The following is an 18,651-nucleotide window of genomic DNA, read 5'->3' as shown; positions in this document are numbered from 1 at the left end:
GGCAGCACAGTTAATCAATTAACTTGCTCTGCACCATTTTACTGGGTCGACAGCGCTTCCCTTATGCCGTATTTCAAAGTATAGACCAGAACTTGATTGTCCGCCGCTTTGTCCAACTAAAGCAATTGGTTCTTGGCTCGTTACTAGGTCACCAACATCTTTTAGCAGTGTTTGCGCATGGCCGTATAAGCTCATAAAACCTCTACCATGATCAATGACAATGACCCAGCCAAATCCATTTAACCAATCAGCAAAAACAACTTGGCCTTGATTGATACTTTTAATTGCTTGTCCATTTGGAGATTGAATGACGATCCCTTTCCAGCTCATACCGGCATGTTTTCGTTGGCCAAAGCGGTGTTTAATTCGGCCCTTACTAGGCAGCGTGAGTGTTCCTTTGTATTGCGCAAGACCATTGAGAACCACCTCTTCTGGGACTGTTACTTTAGCTAAATTTTCTAATGCGCTTAGTAAAGTTTGTTCATTCTCTTTTAAATAAGAAATGGCTTCTTGCGTTTCATTTAAGGTTGCATCTAGTGTCGTTAAGTTCTTTTTTCGTTGTAGCTGCATTTTTGCAAGCGCACTTTTGCGTTCAGTTTGTTGAGTGAGCAAATGCGCTAGTTGATTTTTTTTGCGAGCGAGACGATTTTGATTTTCAGCCAGTTGTGCAACGACGCTTTTCAAAGTATCTAATTGTGTTATACGTGCTTTATTAAAATAATCATAATAACTTAAAGTACGTTCAAATGTGGCGCTAAGCTCCTGATTTAGTAACATTTTAGAGTAATCGTGAGTGCCCGTCATGTAAGCACTTTTTAGCTGCGCAGCCAGTAAGTTTTGTAATTTTCGCTTTTTATTATTAAGACGCTTAGACTCGTTTAAAAGTGCATATTGCTGTTGTTGGTTTTCATTGATACCAAGCTGAGTTAACGATAAAGCTTTCGCATTTTTGGCAATATCGAGTTCTTGTGCTTGCAATTTTTGTTGTAAAACTGAAATTGCTTTTCTTTGTTGTTGATAGTTTTTTTGGTTTTTTTTAAGCTCTTTTTGTACTTCGGTTAAGTCTTGCTTTGTACGAGATTCATTGGCCGTAACATACGTTGCGGCCAGTAAACATAAAAACAAAACACACCTGAGAAAGGAGAAGTGCATACTTATTTTATCGTCATAATTGGAGTACCGGTCATTTCAGCTGGCTGTTCCATACCAATTAAGTGCAATATGGTCGGTGCAACGTCGCTGAGCGCTTTGCCTGCATGAGGCAACGCATCACGACCAACGTAAATAAAAGGTACAGGTTCACTGGTGTGGGCTGTATGAGCTTGACCTGTTGCAGGGTTAGCCATTTGCTCTGCGTTACCATGATCTGCTGTAATGAGCGCTTCACCGCCGACTTCTTTGAGTGCAGAGACGACACGACCGATACATGTATCGACAGCTTCACAGGCTTTTACTGCGGCGTCAAATACCCCTGAATGTCCAACCATATCTCCATTTGGGTAATTACAGATGATCACATCATGTTCACCGCTATGAATTGCTTCAACTAAGGTATCGGTCAGTAGTTCAGAGTTCATTTCAGGCTGCAAATCATACGTTGCGACTTGAGGGGAAGGAATAAGAGCTCGTTTTTCGCCGTCGAAAAGGTCTTCACGTCCCCCACTGAAAAAGAAGGTAACGTGTGCATATTTTTCCGTCTCAGAAATTCTAAGTTGAGTTTTATTATGTTTGGCGAGCCATTCTCCGAGTACGTTATGGAGTGCTTCAGGTGCAAATGCAACTGGCGCATCGATATCTGCGGCGTACTCAGTCATCATAACAAAGGCGCTTAACTTTGGAGAGCGCTTTTTAGCAAAACCAGTGAATTCTTTATCAACAAAAGCACGGGTCATTTGACGCGCTCTATCGGCTCTAAAATTCATAAATATAACGGTATCGCCATCGTTAATTGTGGCAGCGGAGGCATCTTGCGGCTGGATAATTGAAGCCGTGACAAATTCATCATTTTCATCACGTTCATAGGCTGCATTCAGTGCTTCAATACCTGAGCTATAGTGATTAGGTGCTTGTGCACAAACCATTAAATCAAACGCCGTCTCAACACGTTCCCAACGGTTATCTCTATCCATCGCATAGTAGCGGCCTACCACTGAGGCTAATCGACCACATTGCAATGCTTCGAAGGTAGTTTCAACGCGCTTGATAGATGCTTCGGCACTACGGGGTGGCGTATCTCGGCCATCTAGAAATGCATGAAAATAAACTTGCTTTGCGCCTCGTGCGGCAGCCAATTCGATGGCGGCAACAATATGGTCTTCATGACTATGAACACCGCCAGGGCTCAGAAGGCCCATTAAGTGAACTGCTTTATTGGCTGCAACAGCCTTGTCAATATTGGAGACAAGTATTGGGTTATGTGCGAATTCACCATCATCAATGGCTTTAGTTATACGGGTAAAGTCTTGATAAACGATGCGCCCAGCACCTAAATTCACATGGCCAACCTCGGAATTGCCCATTTGCCCATCAGGTAAACCCACATCTAAACCAGAACCTGAAATGAGTGTATGAGGTTGGGTTTGCCATAACTCATCTAATACTGGGGTATTAGCGGCTAAAATTGCATTACTTTCTGTTTCTTCTCTGTAACCCCAACCATCTAAAATCATTAAAACAAGTGGTTTTTTCTGTGCAGTCATTTGAGCTCCTGAAATATGGCACGATGTTTAGCTCTAGCATACCTTGTTTTGTATCAATGTTCAGCCCGTGAACGATGATTTATGCTCACGTTGGAGTGGTTCAAATGATAAATCAAGCGGTGAAGCATAAGGAGGCATGATGATTTGTTTAATGGTGGACTAATAAAGGGCTATACCCAAGTGATCGCAAAATGTATACTTCGGGGTTATTAAAAATCATACATAATCGCTGCGTTTTGCTGCGAGATTAAAGTTGGAAGGTTCATGGAACAATATATTGAATTTGTTGGCAATCATGCTGTATTGAGTATTATTTGGTTGGCGATAGTCGCAATGATAGTGAGCAGCTTTATAAAAAGTAAGTTTTCTGCAATTAGACAAATTAACCCTCAGCAATTGACGTTGTTGGTTAACCGAGAAGAAGGTCAGGTTGTTGATATCAGAGCGATTAAAGAGTTTAATGCAGGACAAATAGCCGGCGCCAAACATTTAAGCGCTGAAAAAGCAAAACAAAGTGAATTTGTTGGCCTTGAAAAACTAAAAAGCAAACCCATTATATTGGTATGTACCACAGGTATGACTGCTTCTGGCATCGCAAATACCATGCATAAAGCTGGATTTGAGCAGGTTTACGTATTAAACGGTGGTATGGGAGCTTGGCAAAATGCAGGCTTACCGACTACGTCAGGAAAATAAAGAGAGAATTCAATGAGCCAGGTTGTTATATACAGTAAAGATTACTGCCCATTTTGTCATCGTGCCAAAGCATTGTTTGATGCAAAAGGTGTCACATATACAGAGTATGATATTGGTGTTCAACCTGAGCTACGTGATGAAATGATTGATAAAGCGAACGGGGCATATACTGTGCCGCAAATCTTTATCAATGATAAGCATATTGGTGGTTGTGACGACCTTATGGCCACAGAAGCTCAAGGTAAACTCGATACCTTGCTAACAGCATAATTATACAAACAAAAAATTTAATTTAGGAACACTCATGACTGAACAAAATCAAAACGCAGCGGCAGAGCAACAAGAAGGCGCACAATTTAACATTCAACGTATCTTTACTAAAGATGTCTCGTTTGAAACGCCTAACTCTCCAGCTATCTTCCAAAAAGAGTGGACACCTGAAGTTAAACTAGACATGGACACGCGTTCAAATAAGCTTGACGAGAATGTATATGAAGTTGTTCTTGCATTGACTGTGACTGCAACAATAGGTGAGGAAACGGCATTTTTATGTGAAATTCAACAAGCAGGGATCTTCTCTATTGCTGAATTGGAAGAGCTACAAATGGCGCATATGCTAGGTGCTTATTGCCCTAATATTTTGTTCCCATATGCGCGTGAAGCAGTAGCAGGCCTTGTTAACCGTGGTACTTTCCCACAGTTAAACCTAGCACCAGTTAACTTTGATGCATTGTTTTCTCAGTACATGCAACAACGAGCTGCGCAAGCAGAGCAAACTGCTGACGCATAATTGATGACATCAGCACATACAGCTGTAACTGTTTTAGGGGCGGGGTCTTATGGCACCGCCCTTGCTATTTGTTTTGCCCGAAATGGTCATAAAGTGACGTTATGGGGTAGAAACAAGCAAGACGTTGAGACGCTAGCAGCTGAGCGCAAGAACCAACGTTACTTACCGGACATTACCTTCCCTGATTCTCTGACTTTAGAAGTAAACTTACAGAAAGCCGTACAAGCCAGTGAACTCGTTTTAGTGGTTGTACCAAGCCATGCTTTCGGACAAACCTTAGAGCAAGTTCGAAATGATTTATTACCCAATGCCAGAGTTGCTTGGGCAACTAAAGGGCTAGAGCCAGAAACGGGTCGATTGCTACAAGATGTGGCGACACAAAAACTCGGGAATACTATTCCACTGGCAGTACTGTCAGGGCCCACGTTCGCTAAAGAAATGGCCGCAGGGTTAGTTACAGCAATTTCCGTTTCTGCTACGCATAATGAATTTGCAGCAGAGCTGGCAAAATTACTTCATTGTGGGCGCTCATTTAGAGTGTATAACAATGATGATTTTATTGGGATCCAATTGGGAGGTGCTGTTAAAAATGTGATTGCGATTGGTGCTGGTATGTCTGATGGGTTTGGTTTTGGTGCAAATGCACGAACGGCTTTGATAACTCGAGGCTTGGCTGAGTTATGTCGGTTAGGGTGTGCATTGGGTGCTCGTTCAGAGACTTTTATGGGGATGGCTGGGCTTGGGGATTTAATTCTCACATGTACAGATAACCAGTCAAGAAATCGCCGTTTTGGACTTGCATTAGGCAAAGGTCTTGCTGTGCAAGAGGCCATGGATAGTATAGGGCAAGTTGTTGAAGGGTTTAGAAATACCAAAGAGGTTTACCTTTTAGCAAAACGCTCAGGCATCGAAATGCCGATCACTGAACAAATTTATCAAGTCCTTTATCAACAAAAAGATGTTAAAGAAGCTGCGATGGCATTGCTTAGCAGAGAACAAAAAGCGGAGTAACTTCTCCGCTTTTTGTACATGCCCACTTATTGTATCAGATGGTGCTACTACTTCGCGTTAACGAAGTCTAATTGTCGCCAAGACTCATAAACAAACACTGCGACGGCATTGGATAAATTCATGCTGCGGCTATCTGGGCGCATTGGAATTCGCAAGCGTTGCTCTTCTGGTAATGAAAAAATAATATCATCAGGTAAGCCTCGGGTTTCAGGGCCGAATAACAGGCAGTCACCGGCTTGATAATCTGGCTGATGATGGTATTTAGTGCCCTTGGTGGTGCAAGCGAATACACGTGTTGGCTGTTGTTTTTCCATATATTCAGCAAATGAGGCGTGACGTTGCACATTGCTAAACTCATGATAATCTAATCCCGCACGCTTCACGCGTTTATCGTCCCAATCGAACCCTAACGGTTCTATTAAATGTAGTGCGTAGCCCGTATTCGCACATAAACGAATGATATTGCCTGTATTAGGCGGGATCTCTGGTTGATATAGTACAATATCTAACATAGTAACCTCGAATAATGTAATAACGTTAGTATATCGAAAAGTTACCAGTGCGATAACTATTTTAAAAGTGATGTCATGTGCCGTTAATTTGCATGTGCTAGGTTATGTACAGTAGTATCGCCAAGTTAGTAACGGTGGAGGGTGTTGTGAAGCACAGTTATGATGTTTTAGTCAGATTTTCTAGTATATTTACCATGATTATGGTGAGCCTAATGATTGCGACTAAGTGTTGGGCTTGGCTGTCATCTGGCAGCGCCGCGATGTTGGGCTCATTGACAGATTCTATGTTGGACATTAGCGCGTCCATGATGAGTTTCTTAGTGTTGAGTTATGCGCTAAGACCAGCGGATGATGACCATCGCTTTGGGCATGGTAAAGCTGAAGCTTTGGCAGGGCTTGGACAAGCTGCATTTATTGCTGGCTCAGCCTGTTTATTGGTTTTTCATGGTATTGAGCGTATCTTTAACCCAGTTGAATTAGGCCATTCGCTACTCGGTGTTTGGGTGAGTCTATTTGCGATAGTGTGTACATTACTTGTGGTATTTGTACAGCATCAAGTATTGAAACGGACTCAATCAATAGCGGTTAAAGCGGATGCTTTGCATTATAAAGGCGATATATTACTGAATGTTGCAGTCCTGATAGCTATTCTTTTATCCTACTATGGTGTTATATATGCAGACCCGCTTTTTGCTATAGGGGTGGCTGGTTACTTACTCTATAACTGTTGGGATATTGCTAAAGAAAGTGCAGACCATTTGATGGATAAAGAATTGCCAGATGATGAAAAGAGTGAAATCGTCTTGTTGGCATCCAGTCATGAGGATGTATTTGGGATTCATGAATTGCGGACTCGACAAAGTGGCAAAGTGAAATTTATACAGCTGCATTTAGAATTAGATGATAATTTACCTTTGATAAGGGCTCACCATGTTGCAGATGAAGTGGTTCAAAGTATTGAAGCGGCATTTGAGGGAGACGTTGATGTACTTATCCATCAAGACCCGGTGTCTTTAGCTGTAAATGCCAACGCGTCATAAAATTCATACATATCCGTCAGGACTGCGTGTCTAATATCATCTGTTTCACATAGCAGCTCATGACGCGCCTCGGCATATTGGCTCAGTGTTACATTGTCATGTCGAGTAGCCATACTGAACTGCGCTTGGTTGTTCACTATCATGTCATTGTTTGCACTGGCAATGTGTATTGGTGTCGTGGTTGATAAAGCGTTAGTTTTTGCAACATACTTGAATACTTGCGCTAACCAGTTAAAACTGACGCCACCTAAGCGTAGCTCTGGCTCATTATGATATAAAGTTCTGAACCGTTGATAACGGGTTGCGCATTGGGTTAATTTGTTTTCCCAAAACTCAGGCGGTGCATAGTCTTTTTGTCCAAATGCATAATGTTTGGAAAACCCGAATATACAGCCCACATGAGCGATAAACTTTGCGAGTGCATAGGGTACTTCGTGTGTCTGGATATCAAACATAGGAGCGCTGAAGAAAGCGCCTGAAATACTATTCTCATAGTGGCATAAATACTCGTAACTAATAGCAGCGCCCATTGAATGGGCCAAAATGAAGGTTTCTCCTACGGCATTAGGTTCAACAATATTTTTTATAAAATAATGGAGGTCCTCAGAATAATCGCTGAAGCGACGTACATGCCCAATATGAGAGTTTGCCAGTGTGCGGGTTGATAAACCTTGACCAATATGATCATAGCTAAACACAGCAATATTGTTTTTTGCCAGCTCCCACAGGAGCTCTTGGTACTTCCAAACTGACTCAATACGGCCATTTACCAAAACCAGACTATACTTTGCTGCTCTTGGTATATGGTAGGCGTAGAATAACGTTCCCTGTGGAGTTGAAAAGTAGCCTTGCTGGCAGTTTTGCCAGTGTTGCTCAATAGCAACTTGATGTTTAGCAAGTTCAGTACTGTGGCTATAAAAGTTCATAGTGGTAATCGTATCTCTGCAGCGAGCCCTGTAGGCGTGTTATGTTTAAGTATAAGTTTACCATTATGAGCGCAAACTGCCCGTTTAGTGATTGCAAGCCCTAAACCAATTCCTCCTGAACTTCGATTTCGAGAATCTGACACTCGATAAAATGGTTGGCATAAACGGATTAACGCCTCATCCGTGACTCCAAAGCCATCATCATGAACAAAAATGCTGAGAGAGTCAGCTGTTTGCGAAAAAGACACCGAGATATGATTTTGTGCGTATTTAATTGCATTTCGAATGACATTTTCAATCGCACTATTTAATAGAGACCCGTCACAAATAAGGGTAACAGAGGGGATTGGTTGACTGTTAAATATACGGTCTTTTTGTTCTGCTTCAAAGTGTGCATCATTGAGGAGGTTACTCATCAATGCATCTAAACTGACTTCTTCCAATTGTAATGTTTGTTGATTTTGTTCTAAGCGAGAGAGTGTTAGGACGTCAGAAAGCATTTGGTCTAGACACTTTGCTTCTTTCTCAATACGTATTAGGTAGCCATTTTGTGTGGTTCCTTGAGTGTCTTGTGCCATGGCATTTGCAAGGGTAAGGCGCGTTAATGGCGAGCGCAATTCATGAGACACATCGGCAAGCAATTGTTTATGGGCATGAACACTGCTTGATAAGCGTTCAGCCATAAAGTTGAAGTCGTGCATTAGCGAAGCAATTTCATCATGGCGTTTGGCTGGAACGGTGACTCTAGCCGATAATTTTCCTTGCGCGAGCTTTTTCGCAGCTTTACCAAGTTCCGTCAAAGGAGCCACTAATCGACGACTAAATAAAATACTCAGCACGATAGAAGGTAATAGTATAGCCAGCCCTTTTAACCAAAATGGCAGCATTTTTATTCGCGTAAGAAAAGCGGGTGCTTTCAAAGCTTTAATTTGAAATAACTGATATTCTTCACTGTTTAAAGTGACAGGAAGCGGCCCGTAAGCATAGTATTTGTCGGTGACAATAAAGAGGGGCTCTGTTGGAGATTCAAAAAAAAGCAAGGACAAATCCAGTTGTTGTTTGTTTGGGCGAGAACTCACACTCTCTTCTATTTTCTTATGCGATAAATATAACCATTTATGTTCACTGAGGCGCGGGTGCTTAAGTGCTTTTGCGATGGGTTTGTGTTTAATATTAACGAACCGCTCTAAATTGTGCTGAATATGTATCAATGAGCCTAGCATTTTACCCCGTAATTTTTTTGACTCTAATTGCTCTGGGTGTAATTGACTGAGTAATAGCAGCATTAAAAATATGCCTAATATCGTTAACCAAAATCCAAAAAAAGCTTGGTAAACTAAAGAGCCAGGCTTACTTAGAGTACAATTAAGAGGGCGATATTTATTCAGCCAAGAAAACATAGCCACTACCTCGGATTGTTTGAATACATTGAATATCACTATACTTGGCTATTTTCTTTCTTAAATTACTTACATGCATATCAATAGAACGATCAAATGGGGCTAATCTTCTGCCCAGTACATGCTGACTTAAGGCATCTTTATTGACCACATCGCCAATGTTAGACATTAACTTTTGTAAGATCGAAAACTCAGTGCCAGTTAAGACTAGTAGATGATTATTTACCGCGGCTTTACGGGCTGCGATATTGAGTGTGACATGGGAGGAGGATAGTAATTGATCATGTTGTTCAGTTTGTTTTACAAATTCGATTCGGCGGCTGATTGCATGGATGCGGGCTAGTAATTCCCGATGATTAAATGGCTTGGGAAGATAATCATCAGCACCTAACTCTAAACCGAAAATACGGTCAAAATCGTCGCCTTTTGCTGTGAGCATTATAATAGGCGTTAGGTGGCTAAGGCGAATTTTCTTGAGTACTTCAAATCCATCTAAGTGTGGAAGCATCACATCTAGCAAGATAACATCATAGTTATTACTGGTCGCTTGTTTTAGTCCAGATAAACCATCAAATGCTTGTTCAACGTCACAGCCTTGAGATGTTAAATACTCACTCAATAAATCACTGAGCGCTCGATCATCTTCGATTAATAATAATTTACTCATGCGGTTCACAATTAAGGGCGTTTTATTTAGTTTACCTCTATGAATATTAAATTGCAGATCTTTACACAGCCTTTACATTGCTTTGCGTTGCTTTTCATTAGGCAGCGTACACTCAAGGTGTTGTCTAATTTTACAGTGGAAAGGTAATAAATATGAATATTAAAAGTGGCTTAACATCAATTGTATTGTGTTCCGGAGTGTTGTTCGCATCGCTGACATATGCCGGTTCAGCTCATCACAGTGGAAAACATTTTTTACTTACAAAACATGCAGCAATGAAGTTGGCTCTTACGGACGAGCAGCAAAATAGAATTAGTGAAATATTAACCGAAAAGCGCAGCCTAGTTAAGCAGGCAAAGGCAGCCCGAGCTGATAATAAAGGTGCATTTAAAGCAATAGTGGAAGCTGATAATTTCGATGAGCAACAAGCTAAAGAGACGATTGCAAAAATGCAGACTGTGAAAGCGCAAGTCTTATTAGCAAAATTGAAAAGCAAACAGCAAATTTGGCAACTGTTAGATGCTCAGCAACGAGAAAAGCTCTCAAATATTCAGCGCAAAAAAATGAAGCGACATCAACAAAAAGAAATGTAGTGCAACAATACACCTTCGAAAAAGCGCTTTATCTGAAGCGCTTTTTATGTAACCTCAGGTTTAGATTAGGGTTTTGGAGTAGAAAATGTTTTGCAAACAAACTTACGTACAATCCAATGATGATATTTTGTTCAATTTCAAGGCGCTTTTATGCAGTAGCAGCGGGCTATTACAAATGAAAGTAACGCCGAGAGTGAGAAAAATTATTGGGCAAATTCGCTTATCCAGAGCTGAGGTTATGTAGTAAATAAATGTCTCAGTATGTATCACTGCAATAAACCCCATCATCGATGAGCCCTTTTTACTTAAGCTGCGCGTGAATGTAACGGACAATAACCAAGTGAAAATGGTTATCATTGTTATTTTTATCGTTGTTGTATTTTGGTATTTTGGGTATAATTCAAACTGTTTCCATTAAGAGTACTTACAATTATCAATAATGACTTGGAGTAAGGCGTGATTTTAAGCTTATTTGTTATCTTGGTCATAACGTCAGTTATTTTGCTCTATTGCAGTAATAAGCATCAATATTTACTTATAAAACCATTACCAACTCATTATAAGGGGCTCAGCTTGTGCTGTAGTATGGCTGCCTTGTATGTGGTGAACTTACAATTGAGTGGTGTTGCAGCAGCGATGACTTGGCTGGTGGTGACGATGTTATGTCTGATAATACTACCTAGTACCATTTTTTTTGTGAAGGTAAAGAATGAACGATAGGCAAAAAGGAAAAATTCAGCCTCAGTGGTTATGGAAAACTCTGATTTCTTTGGTTTTAGGTTTAACGCTGAGTTTTGGTTTAGTTGGCTTATTCGCATGGTTTGGACCAGATAGCTTAAACAGTGAATTATCTGACGAGCGTCTACTTTGGAAGACACAAATACATATGTGGATGGTCCCTCCAATATGGATGATTATTGTAACTGTTGGATATTTGTTTAAAACAGCCAAAGAAGCAGCTATGAGCTTACTTATTGGCAATGTATGTGTATTTGGTTGCTTGATATTCTTCAAGGATTTATTATGAAAATCCGTCCCGATATCATCAAAACATATCAAGTTTTACACACTTGGACAGGGATTTGTGCCGGATTGTTGTTGTTTATTGGTTTTTTTGCCGGTTCATTAACCATGTTTAGAGGTGCAATTGATCAATGGGCAACACCGCCAAGCTATCAGTTACCACAAGTGCACAGCAGTCAATATGATATTCTAATCCAAAAAGTATTGACGGATTACCCCAAAGCTGCCGACTCAATTAGCTTACATTTTTCAGAAGCCCATTCACCGATAACTTGGTATGAGTCAGGCAATGGTCGAGGGATATCTTTAGGCGATCAAGTTTACCATGCAACGCTTGATGAACAGGGGGAATTGGTTGCAGAATTGCGCCATGTCAACGAATTGTCAATGCTTGTTGATTACTTGCACCGAACCGCTGGTATAATGGGTGAAATAGGGCATGATCAAGCCGGTGTATATGTTTTAGGTGTTGCCTCTTTTTTATATTTTATTGCGTTAATCTCCGGAGTAATCTTTTTATTACCCACACTAACAAAGAGTTTTTTTGCGCTGCGTAATAATAAATCAAAAGCGCGGTTTTGGTTAGATACTCATAACTTAATTGGTGTTAGCAGTTTACCATTTCATATCATTATCTCCTTCACCGTATTTGTATTTGCTTTTCATGATTTGATTTATGGAGGAGTCGCTCAAATTTATGGTGATAAGCCTTTATTTAAGAGCAAAGCGAGATCTGAAGCTGTATATAAAGTTGAGAATTTACCAAAGTTAGTCGAGTTACAGGACGTCATCAATAAATATGCGCCGGAGTATGTAATTACGCAAATTGATTTTAGTGGTTTATCTGAATCAGGTCCTAATGCCGCAATTAAAATAAAAAGTACAGAGAAACTGATGCGAGGCCCAGTTACCGATTTTCTGTATATGCAACCTTATACATTTGAGATCTCAACGAGCAGCGTACGTGGAGGAGATCAAGGTGTATGGAGTGATCTCGTCTCTAGTTTCTTCGGTTTACACTTCGGAAGCTTTGGTGGTGACTTCGGCCGTTGGGTTTATTTCTTTATGGGGCTATTAGGGGCGGTATTATTCTACTCTGGAAACTTATTATGGCTAGAAAAGCGCAGAAATAAACAGGTACCAGAGCAAGCGAAATCAAGTAATGTACTGGCAAGCCTAACCGTTGGTATTAGTATTGGGTGTATCGCTGGTATCGCGAGTTCATTTGCCGCAACAAAGTGGATCGGGCTATTCAATGTCAATATAAACATTGTTTATCTGTATCTGTATTATTGCGTGTTTTTTGTAATTCTTGCAATGAGCTTTATGTCTGGCGCTGCTCGTACTGCGATTGCTGGTATGCGTTTTATAGCCGTGCTCTGTTTTAGTATTCCACTCACTTCTATTTTAGCGACTATATTTCCGATTGATCCTATTTGGGCGGCATATAATGTCACAACCATCAGCGTTGAAGTCGCAGCCTGTGTTTTTGGTTCTGCTTTTGTCATCATGAGTCAAAAGGTAATGAAACGCGCGTATAGCAGTGAGGCCAATAGTGTTTGGCATATATCAAAAGGTAAGTCAGCGATAGCAAGGTTATCAAAAACGCCCATTAACGAATTGTAAGGGTAGGTATATCTACTTACCCTAAGCACTGAATGTAAAACAAAAAATGAGACTATTTTAAAGATATATTAAATGGAAGCTTATGGAATGCTCATTTGAAAAAATCATCATTTTTTGCAAGCATGGCTTCCATATCTTCAATCAAATCTTGAGCTGCCTGAGGGTCTAGCTCAGCATCGCTTTGAATTGTTGTGGAGATCTTATTATTTTCGAAAGACCATTCGCCTAAATCAATAAGTTGGCAACGCTTGCAACAAAAGGGGCGATATTGACTTTGCTCAGACCAAACAACATCTGTTGCACAGGTTGGGCAATTTACTACTGTGGGCATATAATTAACCTCGTCGTTAACTCAGCCCACAGTGTAATAAACAACGAGTCTAGAAGCTAGTCACTCGGTTTATTTCTAACAGTGATGTAACTCCTGAGGCTGCTTTTTTGAGGCCTGATTTGCGTAAATTAGCAAACCCTAACTGCTCAGCCATTTGTGCAATTTTAATCGAGTTACCTCCCTCCATTATCACCTGAGCTATCTCGGGGGTAATTTTAACTACTTCATAGATACCAACACGTCCTTTATATCCATCAGTACAATGTTCACAGCCCTGCGGTGAGAATAGGGTGATATCTTGTATTTGCTCCGAGGTAAATCCTTGTTTAAGCAGTTCCTCTTCCGGCAGTGTCTCAGCTTGTTTGCACTTAGGGCATAAACGACGAGCAAGACGCTGTGCAATAATTAAGCTTATCGAGCTGGCTACATTATAGGCAGGTACGCCCATGTTGAGTAATCGTGTTAATGTCTCTGGGGCGGAATTGGTATGCAGAGTACTTAAAACCAAGTGCCCAGTTTGAGCCGCTTTAATCGAGATCTCAGCAGTTTCTAAGTCTCGTATTTCGCCAACCATAACGACATCGGGATCTTGTCGTAAGAATGCCTTTAATGCGTTGGCAAAAGTCATATCTGCACGAGGGTTAATTTGTACTTGGTTAATCCCCTCAAGATTGATCTCAACAGGATCCTCCGCGGTACTGATGTTACGCTGTGGTTTGTTGAGAATATTTAAACCTGTATACAGAGAAACTGTTTTACCAGAACCAGTCGGTCCTGTGACTAATATCATACCTTGAGGTTGCTCAAGCGCATCCATGAATAGGGATTTTTGTTCAGCTTCATACCCTAAAACATCGATGCCTAACATGGCACTTGATGAATCGAGTATACGCATTACAATTTTTTCACCCCATAATGTAGGTAGGGTGCTGACACGAAAGTCGATACTTTTACGTTCTGATATTTTTAGCTTAATACGGCCATCTTGGGGTTTTCGTTTTTCAGCGATATCTAAGCGAGCCATGACTTTGATTCGAGCTGATAAGCGCGTGGATAAGCTTGTTGGTGGACTTGCCATTTCATGCAATAAGCCATCAATGCGAAAACGCACTCGATATTTATGTTCATAAGGCTCAAAGTGCAAATCGGACGCCCCTTTTTTAATAGCATCCATGAGTATTTTATTAATATATACAATGATTGGGGCATCATCTTTATCACCCTCATCATTTTGCTGCTGTGCGCTTTGCGTGTCTTCAATATCTAAGTCTGCGAACTCTTTGTATTCTTCATCGCTGAGTGAGAGACCACCTGTGGAGTCGAAAAGTAGATCAATTTTTTGTTCAAGTTGCTTGTAGTCAACGACAACGGCTTCGCATTGTAGACCCGTGCTAAATTCGAAGTTCTCAAATGCCCCATAATCGGTAGGGTCTGATGTCGCTATATAGAGTTTTCTCCCCTTTTTAACTAAAGGAAGTAAGTGGTGTTGCTTAATGAGTTTTTCTTTAACTAATTCAGCTGGTAACTGTTCAACATCAAAATCGGTTAAATCAAATAAAGGAACTCGAAATAAGTCAAGGCATTGTTCTGCTAACTCTTTACCATTCATACCTGTGCACAAACAGATTAACTCCGCGGTTGATTGTGCTTCTGCTTGTTTTAGCTTGAGCTGCTCCGGTGTGACTTTACCCAACGTAATAAATTTACGTAGTAGTGGTGAGTGATGCTCCATAATGCCTCTAATGCTTACCTATACTGAACTCAGTTTAGCAAAAATATCAATAACTAAACTCTTTCTATGGTTAAATATCTTAAATTAGCGTGCCGCTTTGTCGCACTAATTTAGGTTAATTGCGCTTTGATTATCAATTCTTGATGTAGTGTATTTAGGTTATCGTACATTTTCTCTAATGAACCATTGTTATCTATAATTGTGTCTGCTTTTTGCCGTTTCTCGTGCCGAGACATTTGTGAAGCAATAATACGTTTAACATGTTCATTCTCAACATTATCTCTTTGAGAAGTTCTTGCTATTTGGGTTTCTTCGCTGACATCAACCAGCAATGTATGATTACACAATTGCTCGAGTTTGTTTTCGAACAGTAAAGGTGCAGCCAAGACAACATAGGTCGATTTGGCTTGCGCCAGCTGTGTGAGCGTGGCCTGGCGAATGATGGGGTGCAGTAAATCGTTTAGCCAACTTTTATGGTCATCATTGGTGAAGATAATGTGGCGTAACTTGGCTCTGTTTAAACTGCCGTCATCTTGTAAAATGTCTTTACCAAATTTATCAACAACTGTATTTAGCCCAAAGGTACCGGGTGCAACGACTTCGCGTGCAATGATATCGGCGTCGACGATACAAATGCCTTTTTCAGCCAGCGCATCACTGACAGCTGTTTTGCCCGCACCAATTCCTCCTGTGAGGCCTAAAACCCAATTTGCCATAGCGTATTAATACCCAATTAAATTGAAATACCAACTTTGTATTTGTTGCCCATATAAGAGCATAAGCCAACCGGCTATTGCTAGATAAGGACCGAATGGTATAGGCGTGCTTTTATCTTTCCCTTGTATTGCAAGCTGAGCACTTCCTATGATTGCACCAACAAGACTAGACAACAATACAATGGTTAAAATTGCTTGCCAACCAAGCAAGGCGCCGAAAATAGCGAGTAATTTGAAGTCGCCAAACCCCATACCTTCTTTACCTGTGAGTAACTTAAATAGCCAGTACACACTCCATAAACTGAGATAGCCTACTGCAGCGCCAATAATTGCTTGTGCAGGTAAAATCGTTAAATCAAAAATACTGGCTAATAATGCGAACCATAATAATGGTAATGTAATTTGATCTGGTAATAGCATATGGTCGATATCAATAAATATCAGTGCCACTAACGCCCATGTAATGACTAAATACAGCATCATTGTTTGAGTCGGGCCAAAAGAATAGGCAACGAGCAAAGAAGCTAAAGTGGTGCCCATTTCAATTAATGGATATCTTACAGAAATACTGGCGTTACATTCGAAGCATCGGCCTTTTAATAATAGCCAACTAAGGACTGGAATATTGTGCCGCGCTTTGATCGCACTGTTACAGTTTGGACAGCTAGAGTGAGGGGTAGCAAGATTAAATGTAGCATTATCATTTTTCGGGTTGTCGCTCGCAAGTTCATCGGCAAGTAAAACACGGCACTCGCTCTGCCATGACTTATTCAACATAATGGGAATACGGTAGATGACAACGTTTAAAAAACTGCCAATACAAAGGCTAACGAGGCCTATAGTGAGAAGGAAAAACCATGGTTGAGTTTGTAGTACCTGTATTACTTCTTGCATTTTTATACTTATTAGAATGAGTTGTGAACGCTAGAAAATGTGTGTTCTAGCGCTTCGAGTTAAATGACAGAGCCTAATTGGAAAATAGGTAGATACATTGCAATAATTAGCCCACCGACCAAAACACCCAAAACAGCCATTATTAGCGGTTCAAGTAAACTGGATAGTCCGTCTACGAGATCATCAACTTCTTGTTCATATATATTAGCGACTTTTGCAAGCATACTATCTAGTGCGCCAGACTCTTCACCGATGGAAACCATCTGTATGACCATGTCAGGGAACACTTTTGAGTTTCGCATGGCCCAGTTCATTTGGTTACCAGAACTAACTTCGGCTTTAATGTCTAAAATGGCATCTCGGTAAATAACGTTACCAGACGCACCAGCTGCTGAATCTAATGCATCAACTAAAGGGACACCTGCAGCAAAAGTGGTTGATAGCGTTCTTGCATAACGTGCTACTGCTGCTTTTTGTAAAATCATGCCAACAACCGGGAGCTTGAGCATTATTCGGTCGTTTAAGTTACGGGTGGCTTTAGAGCGAAGGAGCGCTTCTTTATAGCTATATCCGCCACCTGCAATAATAATTAACGCTACCCACCAGTACTTCTGTAAAAATTCAGAGATATGAATAACCATTTTTGTGAATGCGGGAAGTTCAGCACCAAAGCCATTAAAAATATCTTGAAATTGAGGGACAACAAAAATCAGGAGAATAGAGGTAACAATAATAGCAACCATCACCACGGCAATAGGGTAAAAAAGCGCTTTTTTAATCTTTGACTTGAGTGCTTCCGCTTTTTCTTTATAAAGCGCAACACGATCAAATATTTGATCAAGAGAACCAGACTGCTCACCAGAGGCGACTAGGTCACAATATAGATCATCAAAGTAACGAGGGTAAGCCCGTAATGATTTTGAAAACGGGTGGCCTGCTTTAACTTCATCTGCAATGCTGCGTATGAGTTTACTTAAGGATTTATTTTTAACGCCTGATGAGATCATTTCTAAAGATTGGATTAAGGGAACACCGGCTAAAAGCATGGTTGCGATTTGACGCGTTGTCACTGAGATATCTTTGGCTGTGATCTTTTGTTTGCTATTAAAACCAAATAGCGCTTTGGGTTTTCTTTTAACTCTGGATGGAGTAATACCTTGTTTGCGCAGCTGTGCTTTAACGAGTGCGATGCTGGCACCAGCCATTTCGCCTTCTAAGCGCTTTCCTCGAGAGCTTACACCTACCCAAAGGAATGTATCAAGCGTATTTTTATTATCAGTCACAAGCGTCCATCTATCGTATATAGAGGAAAGGGAGAATGTATCTCCCTTTCAGTTTATATCGAATTTAACCTAAATTTAGCCACCTGATGCAGCAACAGTACAGCTGCTTGGCAACCAAGATGTTTTCGCTGTTCCAGTGGCTGCGCCAGTACATGTCCACTCAGTGATTGTAAACCCAGCGGTAAAGTTAGCAGCAGTGGCAGCACTAGCACCATTTTGTGGCGTAAGGACAATTGTTAAACCTGCTAGATCATCATCGGCTGTGGCAGTAATGACCCCTAGAGCTGTAATTGCGACACCTGAAACATATTTGGTGGCTTTAAAGTCTGCAGAGCAGTCAGCTGGGCTCGCGCCTACTTGTGCTTTTTCAGATGCACATGTTTTAACCGTACTTGCGGCAAGCATAACTTCTGTTGCTTTTGCTCTATTGGTGTAATCACTGTATTGAGGTAATGCAACTGCGGCTAAAATACCAATGATTGCAATTACAATCATTAATTCAATAAGGGTAAAACCACCCTGGTGTTGTTTAGTCATGATGTGTCTCCTAAAGGATGTATATCTAACTTTAATTACAAAGTTAGGTGATTATTAAAATTATTGCAATAGCTGCTAGTCTCACGAAAGCTCATCGGCTTTGTGCTATTTTGACCTATATTCTTTTATTAACTCTGTTGCTTTTGTTAACAAAGTTTAGAATATTGAATCAATT

The 18,651-nt window shown here is 40.7% G+C and carries 20 protein-coding genes; 8 read left to right on the top strand and 12 right to left on the bottom strand.

What is annotated here, in order from left to right; genetic code table 11:
- Positions 1 to 18: 18 nt before the first annotated feature.
- A complete protein-coding gene (locus J8M01_RS00210; RefSeq protein ID WP_247670918.1) occupies positions 19 to 1,125 on the bottom strand; it encodes a peptidoglycan DD-metalloendopeptidase family protein in 1,107 nt (368 codons plus the stop codon).
- Between the two features lie 29 nt (positions 1,126 to 1,154).
- Positions 1,155 to 2,699 carry a 2,3-bisphosphoglycerate-independent phosphoglycerate mutase gene (gpmM, locus tag J8M01_RS00205; RefSeq protein ID WP_211056651.1) on the bottom strand — a complete coding sequence of 515 codons (1,545 nt, stop codon included), beginning with the start codon at positions 2,697 to 2,699 and terminating at the stop codon, positions 1,155 to 1,157.
- 264 nt (positions 2,700 to 2,963) lie between these two features.
- Between gpmM and J8M01_RS00200 the strand changes: the two genes are divergently transcribed.
- From J8M01_RS00200 to gpsA, 4 genes are read left to right on the top strand one after another with little or no spacing between them, the layout of a single operon-like run.
- On the top strand, positions 2,964 to 3,395 hold the full coding sequence (locus tag J8M01_RS00200) for a rhodanese-like domain-containing protein (RefSeq protein ID WP_192508632.1): 432 nt from the start codon (positions 2,964 to 2,966) through the stop codon (positions 3,393 to 3,395).
- Positions 3,396 to 3,407: 12 nt separating this feature from the next.
- The gene (grxC, locus tag J8M01_RS00195; RefSeq protein WP_010362429.1) at positions 3,408 to 3,665 is read left to right on the top strand and encodes a glutaredoxin 3; all 258 of its coding nucleotides are present in this window, start codon (positions 3,408 to 3,410) and stop codon (positions 3,663 to 3,665) included.
- A 34-nt stretch (positions 3,666 to 3,699) separates the two neighbouring features.
- Entirely contained in the window at positions 3,700 to 4,185 is a 486-nt protein-coding gene (gene secB, locus J8M01_RS00190) for a protein-export chaperone SecB (RefSeq protein WP_119861134.1), read from the top strand.
- A 3-nt stretch (positions 4,186 to 4,188) separates the two neighbouring features.
- Positions 4,189 to 5,196 (top strand): NAD(P)H-dependent glycerol-3-phosphate dehydrogenase, encoded by a 1,008-nt coding sequence (gene gpsA / locus J8M01_RS00185; protein WP_211056650.1) that lies wholly within the window; start codon positions 4,189 to 4,191, stop codon positions 5,194 to 5,196.
- A gap of 47 nt (positions 5,197 to 5,243) precedes the next feature.
- On the opposite strand, the gene trmL is transcribed toward gpsA, so the two are convergent.
- On the bottom strand, positions 5,244 to 5,708 hold the full coding sequence (gene trmL, locus J8M01_RS00180) for a tRNA (uridine(34)/cytosine(34)/5-carboxymethylaminomethyluridine(34)-2'-O)-methyltransferase TrmL (protein WP_192508630.1): 465 nt from the start codon (positions 5,706 to 5,708) through the stop codon (positions 5,244 to 5,246).
- 194 nt (positions 5,709 to 5,902) lie between these two features.
- Between trmL and J8M01_RS00175 the strand changes: the two genes are divergently transcribed.
- Positions 5,903 to 6,748 carry a cation diffusion facilitator family transporter gene (locus tag J8M01_RS00175; protein ID WP_192508963.1) on the top strand — a complete coding sequence of 282 codons (846 nt, stop codon included), beginning with the start codon at positions 5,903 to 5,905 and terminating at the stop codon, positions 6,746 to 6,748.
- Here the strand turns inward: J8M01_RS00175 and J8M01_RS00170 are convergent.
- The 3 genes from J8M01_RS00170 to J8M01_RS00160 are packed head-to-tail and all read right to left on the bottom strand — an operon-like array spanning position 6,706 to position 9,741.
- Positions 6,706 to 7,674 (bottom strand): alpha/beta hydrolase, encoded by a 969-nt coding sequence (locus J8M01_RS00170; RefSeq protein ID WP_211056649.1) that lies wholly within the window; start codon positions 7,672 to 7,674, stop codon positions 6,706 to 6,708. The two genes, J8M01_RS00175 and J8M01_RS00170, sit on opposite strands and share 43 nt — an antisense overlap.
- Positions 7,671 to 9,074, bottom strand: a complete 1,404-nt coding sequence (locus tag J8M01_RS00165) for an ATP-binding protein (protein WP_192508628.1) — start codon at positions 9,072 to 9,074, stop codon at positions 7,671 to 7,673. The genes J8M01_RS00170 and J8M01_RS00165 overlap by 4 nt, the downstream gene beginning before the upstream one ends.
- The gene (locus J8M01_RS00160) at positions 9,055 to 9,741 is read right to left on the bottom strand and encodes a response regulator (RefSeq protein ID WP_210997237.1); all 687 of its coding nucleotides are present in this window, start codon (positions 9,739 to 9,741) and stop codon (positions 9,055 to 9,057) included. Before J8M01_RS00160 ends, J8M01_RS00165 begins: the two co-directional genes overlap by 20 nt.
- Before the next feature lie 152 nt (positions 9,742 to 9,893).
- On the opposite strand from J8M01_RS00160, the gene J8M01_RS00155 reads away from it, so the two are divergent.
- From J8M01_RS00155 to J8M01_RS00145, 3 genes are all read left to right on the top strand, one after another.
- Positions 9,894 to 10,334 carry a hypothetical protein gene (locus J8M01_RS00155; RefSeq protein ID WP_210997236.1) on the top strand — a complete coding sequence of 147 codons (441 nt, stop codon included), beginning with the start codon at positions 9,894 to 9,896 and terminating at the stop codon, positions 10,332 to 10,334.
- A gap of 709 nt (positions 10,335 to 11,043) precedes the next feature.
- Positions 11,044 to 11,361 carry a hypothetical protein gene (locus J8M01_RS00150; protein WP_211056648.1) on the top strand — a complete coding sequence of 106 codons (318 nt, stop codon included), beginning with the start codon at positions 11,044 to 11,046 and terminating at the stop codon, positions 11,359 to 11,361.
- On the top strand, positions 11,358 to 12,983 hold the full coding sequence (locus J8M01_RS00145; RefSeq protein ID WP_211056647.1) for a PepSY-associated TM helix domain-containing protein: 1,626 nt from the start codon (positions 11,358 to 11,360) through the stop codon (positions 12,981 to 12,983). Before J8M01_RS00150 ends, J8M01_RS00145 begins: the two co-directional genes overlap by 4 nt.
- 91 nt (positions 12,984 to 13,074) lie before the next feature.
- Here the strand turns inward: J8M01_RS00145 and yacG are convergent, their stop codons facing one another.
- From yacG to J8M01_RS00115, 6 genes are all read right to left on the bottom strand, one after another.
- A complete protein-coding gene (yacG, locus tag J8M01_RS00140) occupies positions 13,075 to 13,314 on the bottom strand; it encodes a DNA gyrase inhibitor YacG (RefSeq protein ID WP_192508623.1) in 240 nt (79 codons plus the stop codon).
- Positions 13,315 to 13,363: 49 nt separating this feature from the next.
- Positions 13,364 to 15,046 (bottom strand): type IV-A pilus assembly ATPase PilB, encoded by a 1,683-nt coding sequence (gene pilB, locus J8M01_RS00135; protein ID WP_211056646.1) that lies wholly within the window; start codon positions 15,044 to 15,046, stop codon positions 13,364 to 13,366.
- 110 nt (positions 15,047 to 15,156) lie between these two features.
- Positions 15,157 to 15,762 (bottom strand): dephospho-CoA kinase, encoded by a 606-nt coding sequence (gene coaE / locus J8M01_RS00130; RefSeq protein ID WP_211056645.1) that lies wholly within the window; start codon positions 15,760 to 15,762, stop codon positions 15,157 to 15,159.
- Between the two features lie 6 nt (positions 15,763 to 15,768).
- Positions 15,769 to 16,656, bottom strand: a complete 888-nt coding sequence (locus tag J8M01_RS00125; RefSeq protein ID WP_211056644.1) for an A24 family peptidase — start codon at positions 16,654 to 16,656, stop codon at positions 15,769 to 15,771.
- Positions 16,657 to 16,715: 59 nt separating this feature from the next.
- Positions 16,716 to 17,939: a type II secretion system F family protein gene (locus J8M01_RS00120; RefSeq protein ID WP_348772701.1), complete on the bottom strand. Its 1,224-nt coding sequence runs from the start codon at positions 17,937 to 17,939 to the stop codon at positions 16,716 to 16,718.
- A 75-nt stretch (positions 17,940 to 18,014) separates the two neighbouring features.
- Entirely contained in the window at positions 18,015 to 18,476 is a 462-nt protein-coding gene (locus tag J8M01_RS00115; protein WP_210997230.1) for a prepilin-type N-terminal cleavage/methylation domain-containing protein, read from the bottom strand.
- Between the last annotated feature and the right edge of the window lie 175 nt (positions 18,477 to 18,651).

Origin of the sequence: Pseudoalteromonas sp. MMG005 (genome assembly GCF_018101015.1) — a bacterium.
GTDB classification, from domain to species: Bacteria; Pseudomonadota; Gammaproteobacteria; order Enterobacterales; family Alteromonadaceae; genus Pseudoalteromonas; species Pseudoalteromonas aurantia.
This window is presented reverse-complemented; position numbering and strand designations above follow the sequence as displayed.